The 18556-nt window shown below is 67.6% G+C and carries 19 protein-coding genes; 6 read left to right on the forward strand and 13 right to left on the reverse strand.

Annotation, left to right across the window (positions count from 1 at the left end):
- Nucleotides 1-8 precede the first annotated feature (8 nt).
- Nucleotides 9-1415, forward strand: a complete 1407-nt coding sequence (locus tag A7G45_RS31300; RefSeq protein WP_043395744.1) for a class II fumarate hydratase — start codon at nt 9-11, stop codon at nt 1413-1415.
- Nucleotides 1416-1604: 189 nt separating this feature from the next.
- Nucleotides 1605-1964, forward strand: coding sequence for a hypothetical protein (locus tag A7G45_RS31305; protein WP_260943244.1), 360 nt, complete (start codon nt 1605-1607; stop codon nt 1962-1964).
- 72 nt (nt 1965-2036) lie between these two features.
- Here A7G45_RS31305 and A7G45_RS31310 read toward each other — a convergent pair whose 3' ends face one another.
- Nucleotides 2037-2912, reverse strand: coding sequence for a polysaccharide deacetylase family protein (locus A7G45_RS31310; RefSeq protein ID WP_043395750.1), 876 nt, complete (start codon nt 2910-2912; stop codon nt 2037-2039).
- A gap of 153 nt (nt 2913-3065) precedes the next feature.
- On the opposite strand from A7G45_RS31310, the gene A7G45_RS31315 reads away from it, so the two are divergent.
- Both A7G45_RS31315 and A7G45_RS31320 read left to right on the forward strand, forming a co-directional pair.
- Complete coding sequence (locus A7G45_RS31315; protein ID WP_043395753.1) at nt 3066-3623, forward strand: hypothetical protein; 558 nt, start codon at nt 3066-3068, stop codon at nt 3621-3623.
- Between the two features lie 28 nt (nt 3624-3651).
- Nucleotides 3652-4653, forward strand: coding sequence for an NAD(P)H-quinone oxidoreductase (locus tag A7G45_RS31320; protein ID WP_071289756.1), 1002 nt, complete (start codon nt 3652-3654; stop codon nt 4651-4653).
- On the opposite strand, the gene A7G45_RS31325 is transcribed toward A7G45_RS31320, so the two are convergent.
- The 5 genes from A7G45_RS31325 to A7G45_RS31345 all read right to left on the reverse strand — a co-directional run bounded on the left by A7G45_RS31325 (nt 4631) and on the right by A7G45_RS31345 (nt 10296).
- Entirely contained in the window at nt 4631-5944 is a 1314-nt protein-coding gene (locus A7G45_RS31325; protein ID WP_043395757.1) for an RNA 5'-3' helicase PhoH2, read from the reverse strand. The two genes, A7G45_RS31320 and A7G45_RS31325, sit on opposite strands and share 23 nt — an antisense overlap.
- A 189-nt stretch (nt 5945-6133) precedes the next feature.
- Entirely contained in the window at nt 6134-6955 is an 822-nt protein-coding gene (locus tag A7G45_RS31330) for an acyl-ACP desaturase (protein ID WP_071289755.1), read from the reverse strand.
- A 121-nt stretch (nt 6956-7076) separates the two neighbouring features.
- The gene (locus A7G45_RS31335; protein ID WP_260943248.1) at nt 7077-8549 is read right to left on the reverse strand and encodes a glycine hydroxymethyltransferase; all 1473 of its coding nucleotides are present in this window, start codon (nt 8547-8549) and stop codon (nt 7077-7079) included.
- Between the two features lie 46 nt (nt 8550-8595).
- A complete protein-coding gene (locus A7G45_RS31340) occupies nt 8596-9054 on the reverse strand; it encodes a hypothetical protein (protein ID WP_260943249.1) in 459 nt (152 codons plus the stop codon).
- 9 nt (nt 9055-9063) lie between these two features.
- A complete protein-coding gene (locus tag A7G45_RS31345) occupies nt 9064-10296 on the reverse strand; it encodes a DUF885 domain-containing protein (RefSeq protein ID WP_260943250.1) in 1233 nt (410 codons plus the stop codon).
- Between the two features lie 62 nt (nt 10297-10358).
- Between A7G45_RS31345 and coaA the strand changes: the two genes are divergently transcribed.
- Entirely contained in the window at nt 10359-11297 is a 939-nt protein-coding gene (gene coaA, locus A7G45_RS31350; protein ID WP_133763418.1) for a type I pantothenate kinase, read from the forward strand.
- A gap of 234 nt (nt 11298-11531) precedes the next feature.
- Here the strand turns inward: coaA and A7G45_RS31355 are convergent, their stop codons facing one another.
- The 5 genes from A7G45_RS31355 to A7G45_RS31375 form a co-directional block, all read right to left on the reverse strand.
- Complete coding sequence (locus tag A7G45_RS31355) at nt 11532-11933, reverse strand: hypothetical protein (protein WP_043984699.1); 402 nt, start codon at nt 11931-11933, stop codon at nt 11532-11534.
- A 78-nt stretch (nt 11934-12011) separates the two neighbouring features.
- Nucleotides 12012-12413 carry a hypothetical protein gene (locus A7G45_RS31360; protein WP_260943251.1) on the reverse strand — a complete coding sequence of 134 codons (402 nt, stop codon included), beginning with the start codon at nt 12411-12413 and terminating at the stop codon, nt 12012-12014.
- Nucleotides 12414-12570: 157 nt separating this feature from the next.
- Entirely contained in the window at nt 12571-12990 is a 420-nt protein-coding gene (locus A7G45_RS31365) for a hypothetical protein (protein WP_071289769.1), read from the reverse strand.
- A gap of 130 nt (nt 12991-13120) precedes the next feature.
- Nucleotides 13121-14485 (reverse strand): hypothetical protein, encoded by a 1365-nt coding sequence (locus tag A7G45_RS31370; RefSeq protein WP_260943253.1) that lies wholly within the window; start codon nt 14483-14485, stop codon nt 13121-13123.
- A 21-nt stretch (nt 14486-14506) separates the two neighbouring features.
- A complete protein-coding gene (locus A7G45_RS31375) occupies nt 14507-15304 on the reverse strand; it encodes a (2Z,6E)-farnesyl diphosphate synthase (RefSeq protein WP_043395793.1) in 798 nt (265 codons plus the stop codon).
- A gap of 116 nt (nt 15305-15420) precedes the next feature.
- Between A7G45_RS31375 and trhA the strand changes: the two genes are divergently transcribed.
- Complete coding sequence (trhA, locus tag A7G45_RS31380) at nt 15421-16143, forward strand: PAQR family membrane homeostasis protein TrhA (RefSeq protein ID WP_260943367.1); 723 nt, start codon at nt 15421-15423, stop codon at nt 16141-16143.
- A 52-nt stretch (nt 16144-16195) separates the two neighbouring features.
- Here trhA and A7G45_RS31385 read toward each other — a convergent pair whose 3' ends face one another.
- Together A7G45_RS31385 and A7G45_RS31390 are read right to left on the reverse strand one after the other, a co-directional pair.
- The gene (locus A7G45_RS31385; RefSeq protein ID WP_043984818.1) at nt 16196-16558 is read right to left on the reverse strand and encodes a nuclear transport factor 2 family protein; all 363 of its coding nucleotides are present in this window, start codon (nt 16556-16558) and stop codon (nt 16196-16198) included.
- Nucleotides 16559-16568: 10 nt separating this feature from the next.
- Nucleotides 16569-18545 carry a thioredoxin domain-containing protein gene (locus tag A7G45_RS31390; RefSeq protein WP_260943255.1) on the reverse strand — a complete coding sequence of 659 codons (1977 nt, stop codon included), beginning with the start codon at nt 18543-18545 and terminating at the stop codon, nt 16569-16571.
- Between the last annotated feature and the right edge of the window lie 11 nt (nt 18546-18556).

An 18556-nucleotide genomic window follows, 5' to 3' on the forward strand; every position in this document is an offset into this window, starting at 1 on the left:
GGGAGCACATGTCCGACAACGATGTCGAATACCGCATCGAGCACGACACCATGGGCGAGGTCCGGGTGCCGATCAACGCCCTGTGGCGCGCGCAGACGCAACGAGCGGTGGAGAACTTCCCGATCTCGTTCCGCGGCCTGGAGCGCACTCAGATCCGCGCGCTCGGCCTGCTGAAGGGCGCCTGCGCGCAGGTCAACAAGGACCTGGGTCTGCTGGCCGCCGACAAGGCCGACGCCATCATCGCCGCCGCCGGTGAGATCGCCGACGGTCTGCACGACGACCAGTTCCCCATCGACGTCTTCCAGACCGGTTCGGGCACCAGCTCGAACATGAACGCCAACGAGGTCATCGCCTCGATCGCGGGCCGCAACGGCGTCGAGGTCCACCCCAACGACCACGTCAACATGTCGCAGAGCTCCAACGACACCTTCCCCACCGCCACGCACATCGCGGCGACGGAAGCCGCTGTGCGCCACCTGATCCCGGCACTCGAGGTACTGCACGAGTCGCTGGCCAACAAGGCCCGCGCTTGGCGCACCGTCGTCAAGTCCGGCCGCACCCACCTCATGGACGCCGTGCCCGTCACCCTGGGCCAGGAGTTCGGCGGCTACGCCCGCCAGGTCGAGGCCGGCATCGAGCGCGTCAAGGCGACGCTGCCCCGCCTGGGTGAGCTGGCCATCGGCGGCACCGCCGTCGGCACCGGCCTGAACGCCCCCGACGGCTTCGGCGCCAAGGTGGTCGAGGTGCTGGTGAACCAGACCGGCATCGCCGAACTGCGCACCGCCGCAGACTCTTTCGAGGCGCAGGCCGCCCGCGACGGACTCGTCGAGGCCTCCGGCGCGCTGAAGACCATCGCGGTGTCGCTGACCAAGATCGCCAACGACGTGCGCTGGATGGGCTCGGGCCCGCTGACCGGCCTCGGCGAAATCCAGCTGCCGGACCTGCAGCCGGGCAGCTCGATCATGCCGGGCAAGGTGAATCCTGTTCTGCCCGAAGCGGTTACCCAGGTGGCCGCGCAGGTCATCGGCAACGACGCGGCGGTCACCGTCGGCGGTCTGTCCGGTGCCTTCGAGCTGAACGTGTACATCCCGATGATGGCGCGCAACGTGCTGGAGTCCTTCACGCTGCTGTCCAACGTGTCCCGGCTGTTCGCGTCCAAGTGCATCGACGGCCTCGTCGCCAACGAGGACCACCTGCGCACGCTGGCGGAGTCGTCGCCGTCGATCGTGACGCCGCTGAACTCGGCCATCGGCTACGAAGAAGCCGCCAAGGTGGCCAAGGAAGCCCTCAAGGAGAAGAAGACCATCCGGCAGACGGTCATCGACCGCGGCCTGATCGGCGACAACCTCTCCGAGGCCGAGCTGGACAAGCGGCTCGACGTGCTGGCCATGGCGAAGGTCCGCGACGAGCGCTAGCGCGAGGAGCCTCCAAAACAGTCGGCGATCAATTTCGCGTCGAAAATGCCCCTTCCTCGGAAGGGGGCATTTTTGTGCGCTCTGACAGAGCCCTTCTCACAACTTGGGTGAAGCCAATGTGAACAGCTCCTTACTGGACAGATGCTGCCGGGAAACGGGATTCGACCGTGTATTTGCGATCGTGTTGCAATGGCGGCCGACCTCACTGATTCGTATCGAGGTACCCGGCTGGACACCGTCCCGTGCATGACGCACGGGCGCTACCACATGCCGCACACACACGCCGTGGAGCCGATGCCCAAATCCCAGGCTGATGTCCTCAAACTGGTGACGACCTCACCGGGGCAACGGAACGCCGACGTGCTGCAAGCCAGGTTGTTCATCGAACTGCTCGAAGAAGAGCTGGGTGAGCTGCACCTGCAGCTGGCGGCAACGGAGCGCCGGGCGGCGAAACAGGGCGCCGACAAGCACCTCGAGGTGCTGCGTTCGAGGATGGCCGACATCATCGCCATGGTTGACGCAATCGTCGACCGCTTCCCCACTGCCTAGCGTTCCCTCGCGAGCAGACACAAAACTGTCCATTTCCAGGCGAAAACGACAGTTTTGTGTCTGCTCGTGGAATTACTGACCGTTGTTCGAGCCGCCGGAGTTGGCGCCCGGGATGTCGGTGATCGGGATGTTCGGCATCGGCGGCGGCGACGGCGTGTTGGGCAGCGTCGGAATCTCCGCCGGCGGAATGTCGGTGAGCCCGTTGACCGGCGGGCCGTTCTCGCGGCTGCCGTAGCTGGTGCCCGGCTCACGATGGCCGACCATGTGGCTGACCGTCACCAGGTGGTAGCCGTTGGCCTTGAGCACCGGGATGAACTGCTGCACCAGGTCGACCGTCGACGAGTAGGTGTCATGGAACAACACCACCGAATTCGGCTTGATCTGCGTCATCAGCATGTAGCGGGTGGCCGCGGTGTTGGAGTCATTGGCCCAGTCGAAAGGGATGACGTCCCAGTTGATGTCGGCCAGGCCCTGCTTCTTGGCCTCGGCGAGCACCTGGTCGTTGATCAGACCGCCCGCGGTGCGGACCAGCTTCGGCCGCTGCCCGGTGGCCTTCTCGATGGCGTCACTGGCCTTGCTGAACTGGGCCGGGATGTCCTCGGGCGGGATGGTCGTCATGTTGGGGTGTTCCCAGGTGTGCTGACCGAGTTCCATCCCGGCGTCGACGACGCGCTTGGCGCCGGCCGGGTTGGCGGCGACCTTGTTGCCGATCTCGAAGAACGTCGCCTTGGCGTCGTTGTCCTGCAGGATTTTCAGCAGCCGGTCGGTGTACGGGCTGGGACCGTCGTCGAAGGTCAGCGCGATGCACTTGTACTTGCTGCAGTCGACTTCGTCGGCCTTGGCGACATTTCCGGTCTGGCACCCGACCACGACGATCGTCACGCCGGCACACACGCCGAGGACGGTTCGCCAATAGGACCAGAACGGGCTCTCGGGTCGGCGTGGCACGGGAGAAATGCTACCGGCCGCGGCTGACTGGTCCCTGACCCCGGCGTAGTGGGGGCTAGCACTACCGCCGAATGTGCGGCTAGCGCCATGGTGCCGGAGTTTCTCGTCGAGCAGGGTTGACCACACACAACATCGGAATGAAGGGAGCATTTCATGAGTTCGACGGTTCGCGAGGATCTGATCCTGTCGCAGGCGGTGATAACCGCAGAGGTGCGGGCGCCGTTTGATCACGTCGACATCGCGCGGTGGTTGAAAACCCTCCCGACACACGAATATCAGCGGTGCGCCCCGGGCGACCACAAGGCGGCCGGCTACACCGTCGACGACGACGGAACCCCGATGTCCATCAACGTGGAGATGATCGGCACCGGATTGGTGGTGCAGCAGTACCGGTTCGAGGTCGCCGAGCCGCACTACTGCCGGATGGTTTCGCTGTCGGATGTGTTGACCCCGCTCGGATGGACCAGCACGCAGGTCATCTGGGAACTGCGGATGGAGCAGCTCGACGGTGACCGCTGCCGCTACACCAACTCGGTCACCTCGCACCCCACCGAGCATTTCTTGGAATTCATCGCCCAGCACGGGCAGACCTTCGCCGAGGCAGCCGCCGCCCGTCAGGACGCCTCCGGACGCCACTGCCGTGTCGAGACCCCGCGGTACGCCCAGAGCATCGCCCGCTGGGCGGCCGACCGCGCCGCAACCGCCGCATAGTCACCCAACCAGGCAAAGGAGACTTCGCATGCCCTCAGCAGTGCTGTTTGACCATCCCGGCGACCCCGGCGTTTTGCACTGGCAACCCGTGGACCCCGTTCTGCCCGGCCCGGGCGAGGTGGTGATCGCTGTCGAGGCCGCCGGGATCAACAACGCCGACCTGCTGCAGCGGCGCGGACGGTACCCGGTGCCGCCCGGGGCGCCGCGGCCGCTCGGGCTGGAATGCGCGGGAACCATCGTCGCGATTGGCGAGGGCGTCACCGGTTGGTCGCCGGGTGACCAGGTGTGCGCCCTGCTCGACGGCGGCGGCTACGCCGACCAGGTCGCGGTGCGCGCAACCCAGCTGATGCCGATCCCGCAAGGGCTGAGCATGATCGAAGCCGCCGCGATCCCGGAGGTGGCCTGCACGGTGTACTCCAATCTCGCGATGGTCGCCGGACTCACCCGCGGGCACAGCGTGCTCATCCACGGCGCCGGTGGCGGCATCGGCACGTTCGCCATTCAGTGGGCCGCCGCCATCGGTGCTGACGTCATCACGACCGCCGGCAGCGACGACAAGGTGCACGCCGGGCGAGACCTGGGCGCGCGCACAGCGATCAACTACCGCACCGAAGACTTCGTCGCCGCCACGCTGTCCGCCACCGGTGGTCGCGGGGTTGACTCCATCCTCGACGTGGTGGGCTCGAGCTACCTGGACCGCAACCTTGAGTGCCTCGCACCCGACGGGCACCTGGTCGTCATCGGCGGTTCCACGGAGCCCGCGATGTTGGACCTCGGCCTGCTGATGGCGAAGCGAGCCAGCGTCACCGCCACGATGCTGCGGGCCCGCCCCGCCGAGCAGAAAGCCACGATCGTCGCGGGCGTCATCCGGGAGGTACTGCCCTTGTTCGAGACAAAGGCCATCCGCCCGATGGTCGACACCGTCGTACCGCTACGCGACGCCGGGCAGGCTCACCGGTTGATGGAGTCCGGAAAGACCGTCGGCAAAGTCATCCTCGACAATCACGTCACGGCAGGGTGCCGGGGCTGATCTCCTCGAGCATCTCGGTGACCAGCGCGGCGATCGGCGACCGTTCGCTGCGCATCAGGGTGATGTGCGCGAACAGCGGGTGGCCTTTGAGCTTCTCGATCACCGCGGCGACACCGTCGTGCCGGCCGACGCGCAGGTTGTCGCGCTGGGCGACGTCGTGCGTGAGCACCACCCGCGAACCGCTGCCGAGGCGAGACAGCACCGTCAGCAGCACGTTGCGCTCCAGCGACTGCGCCTCGTCGACGATGACGAACGAGTCGTGCAGCGAGCGACCTCGAATGTGCGTGAGCGGCAACACTTCCAGCATTCCGCGGGACAGCACCTCTTCGAGCACGGCCGGGCTGGCCAGTCCTTCCAGGGTGTCGAAGACGGCCTGCGCCCACGGGCCCATCTTCTCGCTCTCGCTGCCCGGCAGGTAGCCGAGGTCTTGTCCGCCAACGGCATACAGCGGGCGGAACACCACGACCTTGCGCTGGGTGCGGCGCTCGAGCACCGCCTCCAGGCCGGCGCACAGCGCCAGCGCCGACTTGCCGGTGCCGGCCTTGCCGCCGAGTGAGACGATGCCGACGGATTCGTCGAGCAGCAGATCGAGGGCGACGCGTTGTTCGGCTGACCTTCCCCGGAGGCCGAACACTTCGCGATCACCACGGACCAGCTGCACCCGCTTCTCGGCATTGACCCGGCCGAGCGCGTGCGACGTACCGCCGAGCAACCGAATCCCGGTGTGGCACGGCAGATCCCGCGCCTCGAGAATGTCGACCTCGCCGTCGGCGAACAGCGTGTCGATGTCGTCCGGCGCGGCATCCATCTCGGTCATGCCCGTCCAGCCCGAGGTGATGACATCCTGGGCGTGGTATTCGTCGGCGATCAGACCCACCGCACCGGCCTTGACGCGCAGCGGAATGTCCTTGCTGACCAACGTGACTCGCTTGCCTTCGGCGGCAAGGTTGGCGGCGCAGGCCAGGATGCGGTGGTCGTTGGTGTCGGTGCGGAAGCCTGAGGGCAGCACCGACTGGTCGACGTGGTTCAGCTCAACCTGGAGCGAACCACCTTGTGTCCCAACGGGAATCGGTTGATCCAGCCGTCCGTGCTCCAAACGCAGGTCGTCGAACATGCGCAGCGCCTGCCGGGCGAACCATCCCAGTTCGTGGTGATGGCGTTTACCTTCCAGCTCGCTGATGACCACCAGGGGGACAACCACTTCGTGCTCGGCGAAACGCGTGCAAGCCCAAGGATCGGACAACAGCACGGAGGTATCGAGCACATAGGTACGGACCTGCGAATCAGACACGTGGCGCTCCTCGGCCCGTGCGGCCCCACACGAGTACTTCGGTGGACGCAGCGGTACCTGGACCGGGGCCGGTCCCAATCTCTAATCGGGTACCGCCCGGATAGCAGAGCAGTTCGCTAGCCATCACCGGCGACGCTACTCCCGGCTACCGCCCCACGCTGACGGCGCGCCGTGACTGTTTTGTGACGTCTAGATGAACTGAGCGAGCGACGGTTCGTCGCCCAGGCCCCACGCCTTGATGCGGTCGGAGATGACCGTACGCAGCGCCGCGGCATCGAAGATGCCGGCGTCGGCAACCACCTGGACTTTGTCCTGGTAGGCGTCGATATCCGCACCGATGACCTCGAGGCCCGCGACCCGGGCGGCGATGGCGGCGATGGTCTCGTCGCGGTGCGTCTCGAGCAGGTGGGTGACCAGGTTCGCGAAGAACTCCTCGTGCCGCTCTTCGTCACGCGCGATGCGGCCGGCCATGGCGGCGAGCACGGGCTCCTCGATCTGGGCCTGCAGGTTACGGGTGAAGACGGCGTGCGCACGCTCGAAGAACGCCATGAAGACCAGCGTCTCGATCTGGCTGAACTTGTCGGCCCGGTAGCCCTTCATGGCGTGCGCGACGCGGACGTCCTCGTTGGCCGTCGGGTCGATCTCGCGGCACACCACGAGGTAGTTGCGCAGCGCGATGGCGTGCAGGTGCTCCTCGGCGGTCCAGCGGCCCAGCCAGCGGCCCCACTTCTCTTCGAGGATGAAGTGCTCGACCAGCTCACGGTGGTAGCCCGCGAGGTTGTCCTTGGTGATGAGCAGGATTTCCAGCGCATCGGTGACCGGCTTGGGCAGCGTGACGCTCGAGGCATCCCAGTCGGTGCCACCGAGGAAGGCGAAGTTCTCGCCCTGCTCGAACGGCACGTAGTCGTGGGCGTACCAGGCTTCCTCGGTCCCGAGGTGCCGGGACAGCTCGTGGCCCACGACGGGATCGAGCTCAAGGGTCAGCGCGTTCGCAACGGGTTTCGCAGCCATGAAAGTAACTGTAACCCGAGTACACATGTTTTTGAAATCAGCCTCGCCGAACGAACGTGGGGCCTATGACCGAAATCTCGCGATTTCTGCGGCCACAGGCCCCACGTTCGGCGTCAGGGCGTCAGAGCGTCAGACCCGGGTACAGCGGGTTGGCGTCCAGCATCTCGGCCGAGGCCGCGCGGACGCGGTCGGCGGTGCCGTCGGCCAGCGTGTACTTGGCCTTGGACGGCCCATTCGACGCAGCGGTCGGCTGGGTGTTCGACAGCACGTCCACCACCAGCTCGGCGACCTTGTCGAACTCGTCGGCGCCGAAACCACGCGTGGTCAGTGCCGGGGTGCCAAAGCGGATGCCGCTGGAGTACCAGGCGCCGTTCGGGTCGTTCGGGATCGAGTTGCGGTTGGTGACCACACCGGCGTCCAGCAGCGCGGACTCGGCCTGCCGGCCCGTGAGCCCGAAGGACTGCACGTCCAGCAGCACCAGGTGGTTGTCGGTGCCGCCGGTGACCAGCGTCGCGCCACGCTTGAGGAAGCCGTCAGCCAGCGACTTGGCGTTGTCGGCGACGTTCTGGGCGTAGGTCTGGAACTCGGGCTGGCGGGCCTCGGCCAGCGCGACGGCCTTGGCGGCCATCACGTGCGACAGCGGGCCGCCGAGCACCATCGGGCAGCCCTTGTCGACGGCCGGGGCGTATTCCTCGGTCGCCAGCACCAGGCCACCGCGCGGACCGCGCAGCGACTTGTGCGTCGTCGTGGTGGTGACGTGGGCATGCGGCACCGGGTTCTCGTCGCCGGTGAACACCTTGCCCGCGACCAGACCGGCGAAGTGCGCCATGTCGACCATCAGGGTGGCGCCGACCTCGTCGGCGATCTCGCGCATCTTGGCGAAGTTCACGCGGCGCGGGTAGGCCGAGTAGCCGGCGACCAGCACCAGCGGCTTGAACTCGCGGGCGGCAGCGGCGACGGCGTCGTAGTCGATGAGGCCGGTCTGCGCATCGGTGCCGTAGCTGCGCTGGTGGAACATCTTGCCCGAGATGTTCGGGCGGAAACCGTGGGTGAGGTGGCCGCCGGTGTCCAGCGACATGCCCAGCAGGCGCTGGTTGCCCAGCTTGCTGCGCAGCTTCTCCCAGTCTTCCTCGGACAGGTCGTTGACGTGCTTGGCGCCCAGCTCGGCGAGGCCGGGGGCCTCGATGCGGGTGGCCAGGATGGCCCAGAACGCGACCAGGTTGGCGTCGATACCCGAGTGCGGCTGCGCGTAGGCGTACGGGGCGCCGAACAGCTCACGGGCGTGCTCGGCGGCCAGCGCCTCGACGGTGTCGACGTTCTGGCAGGCGGCGTAGAACCGGTGCCCGACGGTGCCCTCGGCGTACTTGTCGGAGAACCAGGTGCCCATGGTCAGCAGCACGGCGGGCGACGCGTAGTTCTCGCTGGCGATCAGCTTCAGCGAACTGCGTTGATCCTCAAGCTCTTTCCGGGTCGCCGCGGCGACGCGGGGCTCGACCTGCTCGATGACCCGCAGCGCCGCCTGGTAGGCCTCGCTGGCGGTGGCGGCGTAGCCGGCACCCAGGCCGGACTTGGACACGGAAGCGTCTGCGGTCATGCGTTCAGAATAGTGCGCTGGTCTCTGCGCTCCTGCCCCAGGATGGCTAGCCCGTGGGCGGGTACGGCGGCTGCACAGCGGCGAGACCTTTGGTGAGCTTGGAGAACAGCACGCACCACGCGACCGGCCCAGCGATGATGCAGCCCCACCAGAGCAGCCCGCTCACTGTTTCCGACCAGGACGGCTCACCGAGCAGTTTCATCAGGATCGACGGATAGGTAGGACCGTCACCGCCATCGGGAGCGAACAACCCGAAGCCGAACATCGCCGACCATAAGGCGACCTGTGCGCGCGTCTGCCCGACTGTGAGGTCCCGCCCGGGTAGCCGGCGAATCATCCTGGTGGTCGCCAACAGACACGCCAGGAGAAGAGGCGAGAAGAAGATCGTGAACAGCGCTATCCAGCCCAGCGGCACGAAAAGTCCCCGCCCGATCGCCATCCACGCCACCAACAGGATGTTGAGTGGCATGGCGCTGCCCGCGCTGTCCCGCGGCAGGGTCGACACCGTCCGGGCCTAATTCCGCAAGGACGACGGGATCAGCGGCTCGTCGAGCAGGCGGCCGAACCGCGCGGTGAGGGTGACGTCGTCAGGCCGGGCATCGAGCCAGCCCCGCAGCAGCCGGTAACCCTCGACATACGTCGACGTGTAGGCGCGCCACAACGGCGACGACAGGAACCGCATGGACTGCCGCGCCCGCTCGGGGCTGGTCAGCAGCCAGCGCTGCAGGAAGGCGACGACGTCGTCGGCGTCGCGATGTTCGTCGTGCAGCATCAGCGCGGCGTCCTGACGGACGTCGGCCAGCGCGGCGCTCGCCGCGGAGATCGCCTCGGCACGTTCGCCGTCGAAACGCAGGCCCAGGTCGGCGTAGATTTCGGCGGCCCAGCTGCCCCAATTGTCGGGCACCGCCGCGTGCAGCGCCAGGTCCGCAAGGCCCTCGGCCATCAGGCACTGCGGGGTGTTGACCAGGAAGATCGTCTGCTCGGCCTGGCCGCCCAGCTCGACGAGGCCGGCTTCCTTGCGGCAGTGCTCGGTGTGGTGACCCGGGTACGACTCGTGCGCCACCAGCCGCGGCAGGTTCGACATCTGCTGCTTGAGGTCGGCGTTGACCGCGACCGTCGATCGGAAATTGCCCTCGTAGTAGTTGAAGCCCGACCACGGCTTGTCGGTGACGATCTCGTAGTTGATCGTCTCGGTGTCGGGCAGCGGGAAGTCCGCCCGGACGCGGTCGCGCAGCGCCGAGGAGAACGCGTAGATGCACTCCTCGAGCCGCTCGGGCGGAATCTCCTCGCCGGATCGGTGGGCCTGCATGCGCTCGACCAGCGGGCCGCTGCCGCCCAGCGCCTCGTCCAGCGCGCGGTGCGCCTCGCGGTACCGGTCCTCGTCGCCTTTTGCGATCGAGACGTCGAAGTAGTCGCGGACCTCGTCGACGAAGCCGACGTCCTCCCCCGCGAACTTGCGCCCCGCACAGTCCAGGGCCCGCAGATGGGCCTTGAGATAGTCCGCCCGCTGCGGGTTCAGGCCGGAGCCGTCGACCTCGCCGTGTAGGCGGCGCGCCTGCCGGGCCAGCGCCGCGGGGTCCGGCGCGGCCTCGTCGGCGACCGCGGCCCGCAGCGCGGGGTCCCCGGTGAAGGAGTCGACGTAGCCCTCCTCGATGCGGTCGAACCGCAGACCGAGCAGCAGGTATTCGCGGATCAAGCCGTCGGCGGCGGTATCGGTAACCGGCATCGGGATGTGCCCAGTGCTCATATCCGCCACGTTAGCCGGTACCCCCGCGTTCACCGCGCGGCAATTGCTGCAAGACTGGGCGCATGCCGCGGCCGAGCGAGCCGAGTCCCTACGTCGAGTTCGACAGGCGCCAATGGCGCGCGCTGCGTATGGCGACTCCCCTGAAACTCACTGCTCATGAACTGCTGGGCCTGCGCGGTATGGGCGAGCAACTCGACCTGCTGGAAGTCGAAGAGGTCTATCTGCCGCTGGCCCGTCTGATCCACCTTCAGGTCGCCGCCCGGCAGCGCCTCTTCGCGGCCACCTCCGAGTTCCTCGGCGAGCCCCAACAGAGCCCGGACCGGCCGGTGCCGTTCATCATCGGCGTGGCCGGCAGCGTCGCCGTCGGCAAGTCGACCACCGCCCGTGTGCTGCAGGCGCTGCTCGCCCGGTTCGGCCACCACCCGCGCGTCGACCTGGTGACCACCGACGGCTTCCTGTACCCGAACGCCGAGCTGATGCGGCGAAAGATCATGCACCGCAAGGGCTTTCCGGAAAGCTATGACCGTCGTGCGCTGATGCGCTTCGTCACCGCAGTCAAGTCGGGCGCCGATCAGGCGTCCGCCCCGGTGTACTCGCACCTGATCTACGACATCGTGCCCGGTGAGAAGGTCGTCGTCCGGCATCCCGACATCCTGATCATCGAGGGACTCAACGTCCTGCAGACCGGGCCGGCCCTGATGATCTCGGACCTGTTCGACTTCTCGGTGTACGTCGACGCCCGCATCGAGGACATCGAGCAGTGGTACGTGTCGCGGTTCCTGGCGATGCGCGCGGGCGCGTTCGCCAATCCACAGTCGCACTTCCACCACTACTCGACACTGACCGACGAGCAGGCGATCTTCGCCGCCCGCGACATCTGGCAGTCCATCAACCTGCCCAACTTGATCCACAACATCCTGCCGACCCGGCCGCGCGCCACCCTGGTGCTGCGCAAAGACGCCGACCACGCCATCAACCGGCTGCGTCTCCGCAAGCTCTAGGCCCAATCCCGCGAGCGACCGTGTTTGTACGGCGACACGCGGTTCTCGGCGTGCATTTTGAGCCCCTTCGCGGCGGGCGAGCGGGCGATCAGCACACCTGGATCAGCACCCTGCACGCGCGTCTGACGCCATCGCCGAACGCAACTGGGTGGCGGAAAATCGACCCACGATCCGCCCTGCGGTTGCGTTCGAGGCCGGGTAGGCCCGGGGCCCACAGGGGCATGATTTGTGGGGTCAGATCCGGCGCAAGCCGATGTACTGGACGCCGCCGATGACCGCGGTGTACGCGGCGCCGCCGAACAGCAGCACGTAGCCCCACCCGGTCAGCGGCCAGACTCCGGCTACGGCGAGCCCGGCCGAGCCGACGGTGTACAGCGCATTGGCACTGATGGTGGCAATCCCGCCGGGACGTATCCGATCCAGACCCGCCAGCCAATACACCACAACGCCGTACGCCAGGAAGCCCAGCCCGAGCCCCAACTGCACCTCCGTGGGCACGCCGGTCAGTGCCGCCAACCACGCCGCGACTGCGACGAATGGGAGGCCGGCGATGCCGACCAGCACCGCATCCAGCCGCATGGCGAAGCGCAGCAGTCCGTCCGAGCGGGCGAGGACGGGTGACGGGATTGTGGCCATGAATCCTCTTTCTGGAGAGCCGAATTGTGCACGATCTTCCGCGGCAGGCGCGGAAAATCGTGCACAAATCCCCGGTGGTCAGGCGCGGCGGACACCCTGGTACTGCAGCTCGGCCATCGCCAGTGTGTAGACGGCGCTGACGATCATCATGGCCACGCCCGTCGTCGTCAGCGGCCAGACGTCGTCGACGATGGCCAGAATCGCGGCGATGGTGAAGACCACGTTGGCGATCGCGACGGCGATGCCGGGACGGCGCACCGCCGCCATGGTCGACAGCCCGTAGACGACGGCACCGTAGCCGACGAGGACCGCGGCCAACACGTAGACGGCCGACTGCGGGATACCCGACTCCGCCGCCACGGCGCCGGCCGAGGCCGCCATGATGACGCCTGCGGCGCCGCTGATGAGCGCATCGGCCCGCAGGGCCAGGCGAAGCAGGCGGTCGGACCGGACGCGGACGGGAGAGGTGATGGTGGTCATGGATTTTCCTTTCGGGTTGGTTGTCGAGTGGCCACTTATGGCGCGGTTTTCGGCGAAATCCGGGCCATAAGTGGCCACTCGGCGTACTCGGGAAGGCCGGTGCGGGGACGTCGACTGCAACCTCTTTCAGTGACGCCCCCGCCCGGCGGGGAGGGAGTCACGCCAGACGACGCACTCCGAGGTATTGCAGCCAGGCGCAGCCCAGGCCGACGGCCATGATCGCCAGCACCAGGACGTTGCCTGCCGCGGTCAGCGGGAGCACCCCCGAGGCCAGCACCCCGAGCACCGCGACGGTGCCGACCAGGTTGCCGATCAGCACGCCGGTCCCGACGCGCCGAATCCGGGGCACCGCGGCCAGGACGTACAGAGCAAACCCCCAGACGACCAACACGGCGCCGATGATCCATTCGGACGTCGCCGACAGCCCCGACAACCGGGACAGCGGATCAGCGGTGAAAGCCATCAGCAGGCCGGTCAGCGAGCACAGCGTGCCGTCGACCCGGAGGGCGAAACGGAGCAGGGAATCGGAACTGTCGGACAGTGGTCGGGTGTGGAGTCCTGGGTTGATGGCGGTCATGGCGGTCGCTCCCTTGCGGTGCCGGTGTGGGGACACCCATGACATTGCCCGGACCGTGCTGCTTGGTCTGCACCAAATGCTGCCGAATACTGCCAGGCACTGCCAACCGCAGGTCAGCGCCCTGCGGGGCCTAACTCGACGTTGATACCGGAGTACCGCGCAAGTCGGCGGCGATCACCCGGGCGGCTGCGTTCTGCCAGTTGTGCAGCGACCGCTGCGGCACTTCGGTGACGAACCACTGCCAGGCCTGGCGGGCCACCGGGTCCAGCCCGGAGGCGGTGGCGTTCTGCGCGTAGGCCCGGACGCCGACGACGTACGGGAAGTACAGCGAGTTGTAGTGGCGCCACTGCTCGGTGGTGCCGAAGTCGCCGGCGTCGCGCGGCTTGAGCGCCGCGATGCGATCGGCCAGCAAATCCTTGAGTTCGTTGGCGCGCTCCAGCGGCTGGTCGGGTGCGCCGCGCCGGGCCAGCCGGTCGTCGATCACCGGCAGGGTCGTCAGCGGCGATGCGACGAGCTTCGAGAGGTCGGCGTAGTGGCCGAGGGCGCGTCGGGTCAGGCGGACGAAAGTCTCGTCATCGACGTGGTCCAGCGGATTGGTGGCGCGCAGCGGCAGCGCCGCCTCGGTGCGACGCAGTGCGGCGCGGTCGGCCCGCAGATCCGGTTCGCGGGCGAACGCCAGCCGGTCCAGCAGCCCCGACAACGGGTCGGCCAGGACGTTGATCGCGATCGCCACCGCGAGGCTGGTGAACAACAACACCATCAACGCCACATGCTCACCGGTGACCGCCAGACCGATCAACACCTGCCCGCCGAACAGCACCGACACCGCCATGCTGCCGACCAGTGAGCGGCGCAGGCCCGCACGCAGGGCCTGCCCCTCGTCGAACGCGTCCCACCACGCCACGGCGATACCGAGCAGCAGCACGTCGAACGCCGCCGAGGCCAGCACCACCCAACTCGGCAGGAGCCCCAGCGGGATCAGCAGGATCGCATTGCCGAGCCCGAAGAAGATGGTCGCCGCCACCACCGGTGGGACGATCTTGCGCGACGACGCGCCACGGCGCAGCCGTCGCACCGCCAGCACCAGGGCGCCGAACGCCGACAAGGCGATGGCGCCGACCATGACCCAGTGCCCGGGCCGCAGCGGCGGGTGCACTCCACCGGATATCCCGGCCCCCACCAACGCGATGACGGCCACCGCCGCCACCACAAAAAAGCCCCACCGGCTCCGTGTCGAATCGACCGGCCGGGACAACTCGAGCAGCACGGTGAGCCAGGCGATGCCGGGCAGCACAGCCAGGTACGCCTCGATGTGACTGAGCAGACCAGTGGGTGCACCGCTGCCCAGCCGGATCGCGTCGACGGCGACCACCACGGCGAAGCTGCACAACCCGACCGCGGACCACGCCAGGATGGGCTTGCGGGGATCGCGCGCCAGCAGATACAGCCCGAGCCACCAGCTCAGGGCGAAGACCACTGCCGACAGCGCAGCCATGTCTTCAGTTTGGCACGAACGCTATTTTCCGTAGCGGCGGTTCCGCAGCGTGTAGTCGCGCAGCGCACGCAGGAAGTCCACTCGCCGGAACGCCGGCCAGTGCGCGTCGGTGAACCACATCTCCGAATAGGCGCTCTGCCACAACAGGAATCCGCTGAGCCGCTGTTCCCCCGAGGTCCGGATGACGAGGTCGGGGTCGGGCTGGCCGGAGGTGTACAGGTTCTCCGAGATGCCGTCGACGGTCACCGCCTCGATGAGTTCTTCTGCCGTCGCTCCGTTGGCGAGTTCCTTGCTCAGCAGGGTGCGTACCGCGTCGGCGATCTCCTGCCGACCGCCGTAGCCGACGGCGACGTTGACGTGGAACGAGCCGGCGTCGCTGCGCTCGGTCGTCGACTCCACCGCGTCGCGCAGGCGCTTGGCCGGTTCCTCACCGAGCAGTTCGAGGTCGCCGACGGTGCGGACGGTCCAGTGCTTGTCGGGCGCGCAGATCTCTTCGACGACGTCGGTGATGATCTCGATCAGCGGCGCCAGCTCATGCGGGTCACGCTGCAGGTTCTCGGTCGAGAGCAGATAGATCGTCGCCATCTCGATGCCGGCCTGCTGGCACCAGCGGAGCACTTCGGCGATCTTGGCGGCGCCCATGCGGTAGCCGTAGCTGACGTCGTCGTGACCTGCCTCACGTGCCCAGCGCCGGTTCCCGTCGCACAGCACCGCGATATGGCGTGGCAGTTGCGCTTTCGAGGCCGTCAGCTCTTGACGGAGCCGCAGCTCATAGAGCCGGTACGCCGGTTCCTTGAGGCGCGGAGGAATGATGTCCACGAGAAACCAGACTACTGTGGACTTCTGGGTATCCCATGGCTGTTAGTGGAGGAACGTTGACCGCTCCGAGCAATACAGATCCGGCTGCCACCGAAGCGGCCGATGCGCCGGCGCACATGACCAAGCCGTACCGTGCTGCCGCGGTACTCCGCCATTCAGATTCGCTGCCGGACGTGGTGGTGGAAAGCGTTGTCGAGTTCCTGGGCAAGCCCCGAGCCCGCGGCTGGATCCACGTGTATTCGGCGGTGGTCGCGTTCTTTGCCGGCGCCGCACTGGTTTCGGTGTCGTGGGCCTTACAGGGCACCCGCGCCGGATTGGCGACGTTGCTCTACACCTTCACCATCGTCGCGATGTTCACCGTCAGCGGCACCTACCACCGGGTGAACTGGAAGTCGGTGAAGACGCGCACCTGGATGAAGCGCATGGATCACTCGATGATCTTCATCTTCATCGCCGGCAGCTACACGCCGTTCGCGCTGCTGGCCGTCCGCACCAACGGGTGGCTGCTGTTCTGGATCGTGTGGAGCGGCGCGCTCGCCGGGGTGGCGCTCAAGATGCTGTGGCCGACGGCCCCGCGCTGGCTCGGCGTGCCCTTGTACATCCTGTTGGGCTGGGTGGCGGCGTGGTTCATCGGCCCGATCCTGGAAGGCGCCGGGGTGACGGCGGTGGTGCTGCTGCTCGTCGGCGGCGCGCTGTATTCGATCGGCGGCGTGCTCTACGCGGTCAAGTGGCCCAACCCGTGGCCCCGGACGTTCGGGCACCACGAGTTCTTCCACGCGTGCACCGCGGTGGCGGCCATCTGCCACTACATCGCGATGTGGTTCGCGGTCTTCTCTTGATGATCTGTGCACGATTTTCCGCGGCAAGCGCGGAAAATCGTGCACAAATCGCTTAGAGCTGGGTGACGTTCGCGGGGCCCCAGTAGGCCTTCATCGACGTGATCTTGGCCTCGGCGTCGAAGTTCATGGTGCTGATGATGTCGATACGCATGGCGCTGTTGACGGTCAGGGTCCAGTAGAACGCGGCCTCGTGGCCGCAGACCCGCAGCGTGTGCAGTTCGTGGGAGTTCTTCGTGCCCGCGATGTTCGAGTAGAACCCGTGGATCGTCTGACGGCCGACGTGCACCTCGCCACCCACCGGGTCTTCGATGGCGGCATCGACGGCGTACAGCTGCGCGATCCCGTCGGCGTCCGCGACGTCGACGAGGTCCAGGTAACGGTTGACGTTTTCGGTGATCTGCTCGGCGCTGGGCATGCGCCGCACGCTACACGGCCGCGCCGAGGGCAGCGGCGAGATCCCCCGCCGTCGTGACCGGGAGGTCGCACATCTGGCCACGGCAGACGTACGCGGCGTCCTGACCACGCACCAGGCCACGTCCGTCGAGCAGCGCCGACGACCCTTCCGCCCCGCCGACGACGATCGCGCCACCGGGTGCGAATCTGCGTGCGGCACTGAGCAATTCCGAATCCGGGTCGGCACAGGCCACCGCGATCTGGATGGGGCCGCGGACGGCCGCTTCGGTGACCGCCAGCCAGTGGCCGCCGCCGCGCGGCGAGCGGGCCAGGATCGGGGTCGCCGACGCCAAGGTGGCGGCGGCCGCGTCGATGTAGCGCTGCGGCTCAGCAGCCAGGTGCGCGAACGTCAGCAGCGCTTCGGCGACCAACGAGGCGCCTGACGGCGTCGCCCCGTCGACCGGGTCGGCGGGGCGCACCAACAAGGCCTCGGCGTCGTCCGCGGTGTCGAACCACCGGCCGCCGCGGTCGGGGTCGGTGAAGTGCGCCAGCGCGGTGTCGAGCAGGTTCTGCGCTGCGGCCAGCCAACTGTCCTCCGCGGTCACCTGATGCAGCGTCAGCAGACCCGTCGCCAGCGCCGCGTAGTCCTCTAGGATCCCGACGCTGTCGCCGACGACGCCGCCGAGGCTGGCCCGGCGCAGCCGGCCGTCGACCAGGTGCAGATCCAGCAGCCGGCGGGCGCATCCCGTTGCCGCGTCGAAGAATTCGGGTACACCGAGCGCGACGGCGGCCTCCGCGAGGGCGGTGATGGCGAAGCCGTTCCAGGCGGTGACGACCTTGTCGTCGCGACCCGGCTGCGGACGCAGCTCCCTGGCCGCCATCAACTTCGCACGGACCTGCTCGAAGCGCGCGGCATCGTCGGGGTCGGCCAGCAGCTGCAGCACCGAACTGCCGTGCTCGAACGTCCCGGCAGTGGTGACCTCGAAAAGCGAAGCGGCCCAACGGCCGTCGTCGTCACCCAGCACCGACACCAGCTCCGCGGGCGTCCACACGTAGGTCAGGCCCTCATGCCCGGCGGTGTCGGCATCCAACGACGAGACGAACATCCCGCCGTCGCCGAGGTCATTCATGATGAACCGCGCCGTCTCGTCGGCCACCTTGCGCGCCAACGGGTTTCCGGTCAGCCGCGCCCAGTGCGCGTACACCCGCAGCAGGAGGGCGTTGTCGTACAACATCTTTTCGAAGTGCGGCACCACCCAGGAGGCATCGACGCTGTACCGGGCGAAGCCGCCTGCCAGTTGGTCGTAGATGCCGCCGCGGGCCATCGCGGCGGCTGTGCGTTCCACCGCATCGAGCGCGGAGCCGGTGCGTTCGTGGTGCCGCAACAGGGCTTCGAGCAATGCCGACGGCGGGAACTTGGGCGCCCGGCCGAAGCCGCCCCGAGGCAGGTCCTCGTCACGCAGCACCGCAGCGACGGCGTGGTCGCACAGTTCGGGCGAGGGCACGGGTCCACCATCGGGCAACCCGGACGACATCTTGCGCAGTTCCGAGGCGATCTGGTCAGAGGCCTGTTCGACCTCGGCCCGCCGGTTCTGCCAGGTGTCGGTGACCGCCGAAAGCAGCTGCAGAAAGCCGGCTTTCGGGTAGTAGGTGCCGCAGAAGAACGGCCGGCCGTCGGGCGTCAGGAAGCACGTCATCGGCCAGCCGCCCTGGCCGGTCATGGCGACGGTCGCGCTCATGTAGATGGCGTCGAGGTCGGGACGTTCCTCCCGGTCGACCTTGATGCACACGAAGTTTTCGTTCGCCACCGCTGCTACTTCCAAGTCCTCGAAAGACTCGTGCGCCATCACATGGCACCAGTGGCAGGCCGCGTAACCGATGGACAGCAGGATCGGCACGTCCCGGTCCGCGGCCTCGGCCAGCGCCTCCGGCGACCACTGCTGCCAGTGCACCGGGTTGTCGGCGTGCTGGCGCAGGTACGGGCTGGTGGCGGAGCCGAGGGTGTTCACCGGGCGCCGAT

The sequence above is a fragment of the Mycolicibacterium llatzerense genome, from assembly GCF_025331195.1.
GTDB lineage: Bacteria > Actinomycetota > Actinomycetes > Mycobacteriales > Mycobacteriaceae > Mycobacterium > Mycobacterium llatzerense.